The organism is Variovorax sp. DXTD-1, from assembly GCF_003984625.1.
Classification (GTDB): domain Bacteria; phylum Pseudomonadota; class Gammaproteobacteria; order Burkholderiales; family Burkholderiaceae_C; genus Variovorax.
The window spans coordinates 1-11686 of sequence record NZ_RWKH01000039.1 but is presented as its reverse complement, the minus strand read 5'-3'; the positions used below and the strand labels follow the sequence as shown (position 1 = coordinate 11686).

The window sequence follows — 11686 nt, the reverse complement described above, 5'->3', positions numbered from 1 at the left end:
TGAACAAGGCATCGAAGGGCAGAACGTCGCCATCGCCGCCACGACCGTGGATAACACCGCGGGTGCGATTCGGGCGGATGTGAACACCACCGTCACCAGCGGCGGCACCGTCAACAACACGAACGGGTTGATCTCGGCCGGCGACACGCTCGCCATCGCCGATCCCAATGCGGCCAACCCCGGCGCCAAAACACTGAACCTGGTCAATACCGGCGGCACGCTGGTGGCCGACCGGAGCCTGCAGATCGATGCCGCGACCTTCAGCGGCGACGGCCGGGCCGTCTCGGGCCAGGACCTGGGCATCGCGCTCACGCAGGACATCGTGAACAACGGCGAGGTGGCCGCCAACGGCAACCTGACCTACACCACCACCGGCAACTTCACGAACAACGGCAAGCTGCTCGCGGGCCAGACGCTCACCGTGGGCGGCAACAACGTGGATAACACGGCCAACGCGGAGATGTCGGGGACGGATACGGTCGTCAACGCCGGCGGCACCCTGACCAACCGCGGCCTGATCGACAGCACCGGGAAGACCCAGATCAATGCCGGCACGCTGACCAACATCGGCACCGGCCGCATCTACGGCAACGACATCTCCATCGCCGCCGGCACCTTGCTCAACGATGCCGAATCGCTCAATGGCGCGACCAAGGCGGGAACGATTGCGGCACGCAACACCCTGAACATCGGTGCGGGCACCATCACCAACCGCGAACACGCGCTGATCTTCAGCGCCGGCCTGGGTGCAGGCTCGATGAACATCGGCGGAGCGCTCGACGCCAATCGCCAAGCCACCGGCCAGGGCGCCGTGCTCGACAACCTGAGCGCAGACATCGAGTCGATGGGCGACATGTCGATCGCGATGGCGCAGATCAACAACAAGGACACGCACATCAAGCTGGGGCCGCAGACGACGACCCCACTGGCCTATGACACGATCAATATCGAAGGGGTGGGCATCTTCCTGCCCAAGGACGTCATCGCCATCCAGGGGCAGACCTATGTCTGGGCACGCAATGCCGACGGCAGCCAGGGCGCCTTGCTGAACCCGGGTGGCAATGTCTGGGGCACCTGGAAGCACGCGGCCACGGTCACGGCCGACACCGCGGTAGACGCGGCCCCCGCGCGCATCGTCGCGGGTGGCGACATGAACGTGAATGGACACCTGTACAACGAGAACAGCAAGGTACTCGCGGGCGGCACCATCACTGCCAACGACTATGAAGCCGGTCCACCGCTGACCGGTCAAAGCACCACGCTGGACGTGGCGTTCGTGTACGACCGCTTCGGCGTTTTTCAGGAAACGATCGTCCTTCCCATGCCGCCACAGCAGATCGCCCTGGGGGGTTATGAGTACACGTCCAACCTCGACGCCACGAAGGGCTACAACGCGGGGGCTGCGCCCGTCGGCGGCGCGAATGCCAACGCGGGCGCCGCCGGCGGCGTCAATGGCGCCGGCGGTGCAGGGGTCATCGTCCAAGTGCCCGCCAATGTCGGCGGGGTTGCACAAACCTCGGGCACCGCGGCCGGTGCGGCCGGCGGGACCGCGGGCGCAGGCGCCCAGACCGTCCCCATGGTCGTGCGCACCAGCCTGCCGAACACGCGCCTTCCCAATGCCAGCCTGTTCGGCATCCACGCCGGGCCCGGCGGCTACCTGATCGAGACCGATCCGCGTTTCACGAACAAGCGCATGTGGCTCAGCAGCGACTACCTGCTGAACAACCTCGGCCAAGACCCGAACAACATCCTCAAGCGGCTGGGCGACGGCTTCTACGAGCAGAAGCTCATCCGCGAACAGGTGGCGCAGCTCACGGGCTATCGCTACCTGGACGGATTCAACAACGACGACGACCAGTACACCGCGCTGATGAACGCGGGCGTGACCTTCGCCAAGGAATACGGCCTGCGCCCGGGCGTGGGCCTGAGCGCCGCCCAGATGGCCCAGTTGACCAGCGACATCGTGTGGCTGGTCGAGCAGACGGTGACATTGCCGGACGGCGGCACGCAGCGCGTGCTGGTGCCTCAGGTCTATGTGCGCGTGCGGCCAGACGACATCGATGGATCGGGATCGCTGCTGAGTGCCGATGCGACCGTCATCAAGAGCACGGGCGACCTTGTCAATACCGGCACCATTGCCGGCCGCAGCCTGGTCAAGATCGACGCCGAGAACGTGAACAACCTCGGTGGCCGTATCGCTGGCGGCAACATCGGCATCAACGCCCGCAACGACCTGAACAACATCGGCGGCAGCATCACGGCACGGGATGCCGCCGTGCTGACGGCAGGGCGCGATATCAACATCCGCACCACCACGCAAAGCGCGAGCGGCTTGGGTGGGATGACCAGCAGCACCACCATCGACCGTGTGGCGGGCGTGTATGTGACCAACCCCGGCGGAACACTGATCGCGTCAGCCGGGCGAGACGCCAACCTGATCGGCGCCGCATTGGTCAGCGCGGGCAGTGCCGCGGTGGGCGCCGGTCGCGACATCAACATGGGGACCGTGACCGAGTCCAGTGCCATGAGCAGCGCAGGCAAGCAGACAGCTGTAGCCGCCTCGCAAAGCCGTGAAGTCGGCTCGGTCATCCAGGGCCAGGACAACGTGCGCCTTGCAGCGGGCAACGACCTGAACATCCGCGCGGGTGCCGTTCAGAGCACCGACGGCGCCTTGGTCGCCACGGCCAAGAACGACATTAACCTGACCGCGGGCCAGGCCACGACCAGCGTTGCGACGGCCACGCAGAAAACTTCCAACGGCCTGTTCAGGAAGAGCAGTTCCAGCACCCTCGACAGCACCACCACCACCGAGGTGCTCTCCAGCAGCCTGAGCGGCAAGGCAGTGGCTGCAGTGGCCGGTAACGACATCAACCTTCAGGCCGCACAGCTTCACTCTGATGAAGCCATGAGCCTGTCGGCGGGCCGCGACATCAATCTCACGACCGCCACCAGCAGCAGCACCGAACTGCACGCCAGCCAGCAGCGCACCAGCAGCACGGGCTTGTCGCGGGCCTGGGCGCTGGCTTCCGATGCCGGCGGGCCGGTCGGCGGCTACGGCAACCGCAAGAATTCGGGCAACAGCACCAGCGTCGATATCACGACCCAGGCGGTCGGCACCACCATATCGGCCGGCAGCCTGCAAACCGTCAGCGGGCGCGACACCACCTTGCAGGCGGCGACCGTCGTCGCCGACCGGGACATCACCATGATGGCCGGGCGCAATCTCACCATCGAAAGCGCCCAGAACACCCAACTCAGCAGCAGTTCCTCGGCCAATGCCAAGAGCGGCTTTATCGGTTCCTGGTCGAAGCCTGGGTTGGGCCATATCAAGGACTTCGGCGCCCAGACCACCAGCCGCACCACCCAGCAGGCCAGCCAGGTGGCCAGCCTCACGGGTAACGTGACACTGGTGGCCGGCAACGAGTACCGCCAGACCGCCAGCAGCGTCATGGCTGCCGGGCAGGCCGGCCCCTTGGTGGGAGGCGACGTCAACATTCTTGCGAAGAACGTCACCATCAACGAGGCCCACAACACCGAGCAAAGCATGACGGTGCAGCGCAGTGCCAGTACCAAGATGGGTGGCAGCGCCAGCTTCATGGGCATCAGCACCGACACGCTCCGGGGCGGGTCCAGCACGATCAAGGCCATGGGCGATACCGGCGATGGGCGCATGCAGGCCTTGGGCGCCGTCAACTTGGCGATGAGCGGGAAGCAGGCCTATGACGCGGCCAGTGCGCTCGCAGGCGGGGCCGGCGGGCTGAGCTACGGCGTCAGCGTCAACGTCAGCCGCAACACCAGCCAGAGCAGCAGCTTCAGCAACAGCAGCGAGGCCGTGGGTTCCAGCGTGGTGGGTTCGAACAACGTCAACATCGTGGCCACGGGCGGCGGCAAGGACTCCAACATCCGCGCCGTGGGCTCCACCATTGCGGCGGGCAATACCGTCAACCTGGCGGCCGACAATGACATCACTCTGGAGGCCAGCAAGAACACCAGCGCGACGATCGGCCAGAACTCCAGCCACGGCGCCAACGTGGGCGTCACCTTCGGGGCCGGCGCGCAGAACGGCTTCAGCATCCAGCTGGGCGTGAGCAACGGCAAGGGCAAGAACAACCTGAACGACGTCAGCTACAACGCTACGCAGGTCAGCGGCGGCAAGGCTGTCAACATCAGTTCAGGCGGCGACCTGAACATGCGCGGCGGCATTGTCGAAGCCAACCGCGTGACGGCCGATGTGGGCGGCAACCTGAACATCGAGAGCCTGCAGGACGCGAGCGTGGGCCAGTCGCGCCAGAGCAGCTCGGGCTTCAACCTGAGCCTGTGCATCCCGCCGATCTGCTACGGCGTGGTGGCCACGGTGGGGGCCAGCGCGGCCGGGGCCAAATCCAATGGCGTCTTCATCAGCCCGGCCGTGCAGTCGGGCATCAAGGCCGGCGATGGCGGCTTCGACGTGAAGGTGGCGGGCAACACCGACCTGAAGGGGGCGGTGATCGAGAGCACGCAGGCGGCCATCGACGCAGGCAAGAACAGCTTCAGCACGGGCGGCGCGCTCACCATGAGCGACTTGCAGAACGTGAGCCAGTCGAGTGGCAGCAGTTACGCGGTCAGCGGCAGCGTGGGCGTGGGTTACACCACGGCACCGCAGGCTGCGACGGCAACGACACCCGCCACGGAGATGAATTCGGCGTGGTCGGGACCGAACAGCCGGCCCGGCGGCAGTGCGGGTGTGGGCAGCGTCAGCGGCAGCAACCAGACCAGCGTCACGAGGTCCGGCATCTCGGGAATTGCGGGCGACCAGAGCGTGAGGACCGGGGACAACAGCAGCGCCGGCACACTGATCAAGGACTGGAACACACAGACCATCATCAATGATGTGCAGGCGCAGGCCCAGCTCACGCAGGAGTTCAACCAGAACGCAGCAAGGGAAATCGGCACATACGCAGACAAGAAACAGAACGAGCTGAAAAACACGGATCCTGCAGAGGCGGCCAAGTGGGCCGAAGGCGGGGAGTACCGGGTTGCCTTGCACACGGCTGCGGGCGCACTCGGTGGAGGCGTAGCCGGCGCACTGGGAGCAGGGGCTAGTGCAGCACTGATGCCGCGCGTTGGCGAGGCCATCAATGAAATGGGATTGCCAGCACCGGTGGCACAAGCTCTTGGCGCGGTGACAGCGACTGCTATCGGAGCCGCGGCAGGAGGAACAGCTGGGGCGGCCTCGGCTTACAGCGTGGACGTTAACAACAGGCAGCTTCACCCGACGGAAACAGTTTGGATCAAGGGCAACGCCGCGGGCTTCGCTGACGTGCTCTCAGAGAAACTCGGCCGCCCCGTTACTCCAGGCGAGGCCGCAACATGGTTGACGATGGCCGGCGAATCAAACGTTGATCTATACAACCAGACCACAATTTCAAACAATCTGGGAAGTTTTGCGAGTGAAGAGTACCAAGCATTTATAGCGGCCAAGGCATTCATCTCCGAGAATGCAAAGAATACCTTTGTGGATTCGGAGGGACGTACGCAAGAGATTTTTGCTGCAACATCGTCGGATTTCAGAAATCCGATTGTTTATAGTCAATATAAGAACAACCCCGAGTACCGGGAGTTTTACTGGCAAACTCGTCAGAGAAATCTTAAGCCCGAGAATCCAACCCCTGCGGAAAAGTCGATTTATGATGAGCGGCAAAAGATTGTCGCTCAACAAACATTGACGGATTTGGTACTAGTGGGCGCTGCTGTGGGCGGCAGTGTAGTTGGAGCGAAGCTGGTAAATGGGCGAATTTTGCGCGAAGCTCCGAAAGGCGGCACTGTAGAATTATTTACAGACTCAAAGGGGCCTCAGATTAGTGGCGCTGTTGGTGTTGGGCCTACAGATCCTTCTGCTATTGCACCCGATGCCCGAAGCATGCCGAATATCCGAAGCAACAGCCAAGCGACAGTGGTTGCAAATAATCCTTATATTCCCAGGGACGCTGGAGGCACATTTTCGATGATGGACTACCTACCAGAGGCGGCGCGCATTACCCAGCCGGGAGGCATGGTTGTTATAAATGGGAATCAGGCTAACAAGTACTTTGCGAGCATGCCGACTCCCGCTCAACTAGACAGCCTTGGATTGGAGATTAAATACCAAGGACCATTGCTTCCTGAATATCAAGGACTACCATTCGCAACCACACAAGGCAAGCCGATTGCGCCTTCAACAATGCAAACAGTTGTTTTTGTAAAAAAGACAAGGTAGAAATGAAAATCATCGAAAATTGCTGGGAAGAAATAAATGCATCGGAATGCGACTATGGTGCGCATTTATGCAGTAATTCTGTTGCAAAAATCTATGTCAACAACTGGCTTGACGTCGGATCCGATTTATTCGACCTCTTTAGTCGAAAAAATGAAGAAGGATTTGTTGGTCATTGCCTTCTGGTTTTTCGGGGGGTTCGAGAGTTTGATTTTGTTGCTCACCAATATGAACAACGAAATGAAGGTGTTTTATGGGGGGATCGCGTGGTATTCCGCTACGAAGGGCAAGGAAGCAAAGACTTGAAGAAGTATTACTTGAGTGGTGGACTTCATGGTTTTTCAGCCTCTGTTTCCATTGCCATTGAGGCAGAGCAATTTTCTCTTCATGTTCTTGATAAAAATGAGCCGGGAAGGGAGTCGTAATTGAAAAACTCATCTCCATACTAAGCGGATCGATATGCTCTTTGGGAGCCGAAATGGCACCAGCAAACAGGCCTACGACGCTGCCAGCGCGCTCGCAGGCGGAGCCGGCGGGCTGAGCTACGGGGTGAGCGTGAGCGTGAGCCGCAACACCAGTCAGGCGACCAGCTTCAGCAACAGCAGCGAGGCCGTGGGCTCGAGCGTGGTGGGTTCGAACAACGTCAACATCGTGGCCACGGGCGGCGGCAAGGACTCCAACATCCGCGCCGTGGGCTCCACCATTGCGGCGGGCAATACCGTCAACCTGGCGGCCGACAATGACATCACTCTGGAGGCCAGCAAGAACACCAGCGCGACGATCGGCCAGAACTCCAGCCACGGCGCCAACGTGGGCGTCACCTTCGGGGCCGGCGCGCAGAACGGCTTCAGCATCCAGCTGGGCGTGAGCAACGGCAAGGGCAAGAACAACCTGAACGACGTCAGCTACAACGCTACGCAGGTCAGCGGCGGCAAGGCTGTCAACATCAGTTCAGGCGGCGACCTGAACATGCGCGGCGGCATTGTCGAAGCCAACCGCGTGACGGCCGATGTGGGCGGCAACCTGAACATCGAGAGCCTGCAGGACGCGAGCGTGGGCCAGTCGCGCCAGAGCAGCTCGGGCTTCAACCTGAGCCTGTGCATCCCGCCGATCTGCTACGGCGTGGTGGCCACGGTGGGGGCCAGCGCGGCCGGGGCCAAATCCAATGGCGTCTTCATCAGCCCGGCCGTGCAGTCGGGCATCAAGGCCGGCGATGGCGGCTTCGACGTGAAGGTGGCGGGCAACACCGACCTGAAGGGGGCGGTGATCGAGAGCACGCAGGCGGCCATCGACGCAGGCAAGAACAGCTTCAGCACGGGCGGCGCGCTCACCATGAGCGACTTGCAGAACGTGAGCCAGTCGAGTGGCAGCAGTTACGCGGTCAGCGGCAGCGTGGGCGTGGGTTACACCACGGCACCGCAGGCTGCGACGGCAACGACACCCGCCACGGAGATGAATTCGGCGTGGTCGGGACCGAACAGCCGGCCCGGCGGCAGTGCGGGTGTGGGCAGCGTCAGCGGCAGCAACCAGACCAGCGTCACGAGGTCCGGCATCTCGGGAATTGCGGGCGACCAGAGCGTGAGGACCGGGGACAACAGCAGCGCCGGCACACTGATCAAGGACTGGAACACACAGACCATCATCAATGATGTGCAGGCGCAGGCCCAGCTCACGCAGGAGTTCAACCAGAACGCAGCAAGGGAAATCGGCACATACGCAGACAAGAAACAGAACGAGCTGAAAAACACGGATCCTGCAGAGGCGGCCAAGTGGGCCGAAGGCGGGGAGTACCGGGTTGCCTTGCACACGGCTGCGGGCGCACTCGGTGGAGGCGTAGCCGGCGCACTGGGAGCAGGGGCTAGTGCAGCCCTCATGCCAAGGATCGGATCGGCCATCGACGCAATGGGCTTGCCAACTCCAGTTGCGCAGGCTCTGGGCGCCGTTACTGCTGCGGCAATTGGCGGAGTAGCCGGGGGAACTGCTGGAGCATCCAGTGCATATGCCGTGGACATCAACAATCGGCAGTTGCATCCATCGGAGCGCCAGCGGTTGGCGCAAGAGGCAAAGCGGGTGGCGCGCGAGCAAATCCAAGGCTTTGAGCAGATGTCGCCCGAGCAGCAGTCCAAGGCCGAGAAGTACTGGTATGACCAACTGGCTCAAGCCACGCTTGCGCGAGTGGATGATGATGGGAAGGGCAAACGCGATGCGTTCCTCGTGGCCGCTGCGGGAACGGGCCAGTTGCCGTATCAGGGGTACTTTTCATCTTCGCAGGTCATCGCGGATGCTGCTACCGCTGATCGCATCATCGGGGATCTGGCGAGTCAGAAACAACCGATCTTGAACACATACGGGGAGCCCATCCGAGCGGGGGGAAGCGAGTTGATCGCTTTTGACGCAACCAGTGAGCAGAGAGCCAACAGCTATCTTCTGAACACGCCGACCGCTGAAGCCGAACGTCAGCAGACGGCGAATCAACGACAGGCCACGCTTACCTATCTTGGGGCAATTAACGGAGGTGCGCCGCGCGACTACACCTTTGAGGAGATAGTGCTGGGCGGAGCGATCGGTGGCCGTGTGGTTGATGCGGTGGCGGGGGTACTGGAGCGCTCGTCCACGATTCTCACGTCTCGATCTCCGGTTCGTACCGGTAAATATGACGGGGCGAGCCTGACCGCCGACGACGCGAGAGCGGTGTTTGTGGAGCGAGAACTGCCCGCAGCGAAAGGCACTTTGACCGGGGCCCGGGAGCTTCCGCCACCCAATGCCAACGCAGAGCAGATTCGCTCTTTTGCTAGACAAGACGAAGCGGCCGAGATTCTTTCAGAGCGCGGATTAAAGGTGGAACGATTAGAAAATGACGGGGGTCGATCAAAGGCAAAGCAGCCAGACCTCAAGATCAACGGAGAAGTCGCTGATGTCTATTCACCGAGCTCGGCCAATGTGCAAAGCATATGGGATGGGATCAGCAAGAAGGCTAATCCAGCGGAGGTCAAGACTTTCCAAGCAAACAATGTGGTTGTGAACTTGGCGGACTCACCGCTGAGCGCGTCCGAGATTGCGCAGTATGTGCAGCGCAATCCGATTGGTGGACTGCGTAATCTGATCATCATCAAGGACGGGCGGGTTACAAATTTGAATGGAGGATGGTGACCATGGCACTTGATATGTACCTTGAGATGGGTGGTAGCGCCAAGGATTGGGAAATGACAAAAGAGATCCTTTACGAGTTGGGAATGGAGCGTCTCCCGGAGCATCGGCTCGACGCAGTTTGGTACACGCTTGGCAATGGTGAAGTGTTCTGTGAAGCCGAGTGGATGCGACCATCGCGCCGAACCAAAGAAATCATTGCAGAGGGCGATCATGGCTGTTCGTTCCTTGTCGATGCGGAAATTTCGTTTCGCATCAATAACTCCATGTACGACGAAGCCGTCGAAACCATGAAGTCAGTATTGACGCGGTTGACCAAGAGCACGGACATGCTGTTCGTGCTTTCCTTTCAGTACGAAGGGGTGTATGCAATTAGAGATCGAGAGCGTGGCTTCGAGTGGTTTTGGAATGATCCTAGATAGGATTTTATCGATGAAGAATTCAGGGGATTCTTCCAACTACTCAATTTCGGTGGCGCATGGCCTGAGATTAAATCTCGATTTTTGGAGTTCGAAATGAATGGCAAAAGGTCACTGTGCCGTGTCTGTGGCTTCGACTGCTTCCCACTCTTTCCTTGGGGTGAGGATGGTAAAACCCCGTCCTATGCTTTATGTCCAAATTGCAATGTTGAATTTGGATATGAGGATGTTACTGATCGAGGAATAGATTTGTATCGAAAATCGCACTCCATTGCTTACGATCGGAAAAGCAGCGAAGAGAGTAACTCGTGACTGCGAAGGTGGTAGCCCATGGAAACATCGAATTCCCGGCCTCAAGAGCGAACCCCATCGAATGATGAAGATAGGTCAGTTATCCGTTCGCGATGAAACGACTGAAAATGATGCTGTTTTAGGACTCGATCTGATTCAAGGCCTCCCGGAGTTTGCGGGAGACGGCGATTTTGGCGGAGGGAATTTTATTCTTTCACTTCACGGTCTCAAGCTGCCTCATGTCGGATTCACGCTTCCTGATGGCCGTGTATTTTCATTGCTCATCGATATAAACGGCCGGCCCATTCAGGTTGCCAATTTCTATTGCGTCAAACTTCTTTCCACCCAAAATGATGTCCATCGATATTTGATGCAAATAGGTCGAACGAGCCTGCGGAAATTGAGAATTTTTGAAGCTTGGGTCGATGGTAGCTCCTTAAGCTGGCGGGATCTTGATGGTCGATATTCTGATTTTTGGATGGAGGCCTGCATGGATTTGGTAAGTTCAGCTGATTGGATTCAAGAATGTGTCGCTAATGAGGTAATTAATATTAATCCTGATGGTCTGCGTTCTGATGCGGATTTTTATTGTCTTCTGGGGGAGAGTATTTTTGGATATAGAGGGTATGCGGGTGGCAATCTGGATGCGCTATTTGAGGTTCTGACGGCTAATAGGGTCAAGAAGAGGTTTTTATTTGAAGATGAAGAGAAGTTCTCGGATTTCTTGAGCGTGGTTTCTGGCGGGGCGGATTATTTTTCGAAGTTCAAATCTGTCTTGGTGGAGTCAGGCTCCAGTTTCGCTGAGGGTGCTTAGTCAAATTTGTTTAGAGCGATATCAATGAAACGATCACACATTTCCCCTCACCGCATCGCCGCGTTGACCGCCCTCGCTGCGGGCCTCCTCCTCCTGTCCGGCTGCGCCACCAAGCTGACCCAGCCCATCACCGGCTACACCTGCTGCAACCTGCGCCCCGACTACGGCTGGGTCTCCAGCACCAACATGCTGGGCGGCCCCATCGTGCCGTTCGGCGAACCGGCGGTGCTCGACACCATGAAGCGGGACCGGTACCTCTACGGCACCATCGGCAGCGACTACGTCTCCCTGCGCGACGATGCCGCACGCAGCAAGGAAGATGCATTGCGCTGGGCGCGCCAGATCGTGGTGCCCGCCGATCCCAAGCTGACGCTCGCCAGCTGGAGCCCCGAGGTGCAGAAGGCCGTGTATTCCGCCAAGGTCATGGTCGGCATGACCCGGCCCCAGGTGCTGATGGCGCTGAGCTATCCCTCGCGCAACGACACCAAGGACCTGAACGCCAATACCTGGCGCTACTGGACGGTGCAGGAAGACGAACCGGTCGACGTGCTCTTCGGCGCCGACGGCACCGTGACCGGCTTCTCCGGCAAGCCGTCGGCGGTTCGCACGGTCGAATTCCGGCGCTGATCACCATGGCGCATTTCTCGGTCGTGCCTCGGCGCACGCGCATGGCGGTGGCCGTGGCCCTCGCTGCTTCTCCGTTGTGGGCGGTCGCGCAGCAGACGCCGACGACGCCTCAAGCTTTCATCGAACAGCAACGCCAACAGGAACGCGAACGCGCCC

The 11686-nt window shown here is 60.2% G+C and carries 6 protein-coding genes; all 6 read left to right on the top strand.

Features of this window, described 5'->3' with window-relative positions:
• Positions 1-6235, top strand: a 6235-nt coding sequence (locus EJI00_RS24425) for a hemagglutinin repeat-containing protein (protein ID WP_185868208.1), incomplete at its 5' end; no start/stop codon positions are given.
• Between the two features lie 2 nt (positions 6236-6237).
• The gene (locus EJI00_RS24420) at positions 6238-6657 is read left to right on the top strand and encodes a hypothetical protein (protein WP_126750061.1); all 420 of its coding nucleotides are present in this window, start codon (positions 6238-6240) and stop codon (positions 6655-6657) included.
• Between the two features lie 136 nt (positions 6658-6793).
• A complete protein-coding gene (locus tag EJI00_RS25180; protein ID WP_260590844.1) occupies positions 6794-9382 on the top strand; it encodes a hemagglutinin repeat-containing protein in 2589 nt (862 codons plus the stop codon).
• A gap of 2 nt (positions 9383-9384) precedes the next feature.
• Positions 9385-9801, top strand: a complete 417-nt coding sequence (locus tag EJI00_RS24410) for a hypothetical protein (protein ID WP_126750060.1) — start codon at positions 9385-9387, stop codon at positions 9799-9801.
• A gap of 268 nt (positions 9802-10069) precedes the next feature.
• The gene (locus EJI00_RS24400; RefSeq protein WP_185868206.1) at positions 10070-10903 is read left to right on the top strand and encodes a hypothetical protein; all 834 of its coding nucleotides are present in this window, start codon (positions 10070-10072) and stop codon (positions 10901-10903) included.
• Between the two features lie 24 nt (positions 10904-10927).
• Entirely contained in the window at positions 10928-11530 is a 603-nt protein-coding gene (locus tag EJI00_RS24395; protein WP_126750057.1) for a hypothetical protein, read from the top strand.
• The last annotated feature ends 156 nt before the right edge of the window (positions 11531-11686 follow it).

Coding starts and splice junctions, on each gene's coding strand:
- EJI00_RS24420 (WP_126750061.1), top strand. CDS start 6,238: ATGAAAATCATCGAAAATTGCTGGGAAGAAATAAATGCATCGGAATGC.
- EJI00_RS24410 (WP_126750060.1), top strand. CDS start 9,385: ATGGCACTTGATATGTACCTTGAGATGGGTGGTAGCGCCAAGGATTGG.
- EJI00_RS24395 (WP_126750057.1), top strand. CDS start 10,928: ATGAAACGATCACACATTTCCCCTCACCGCATCGCCGCGTTGACCGCC.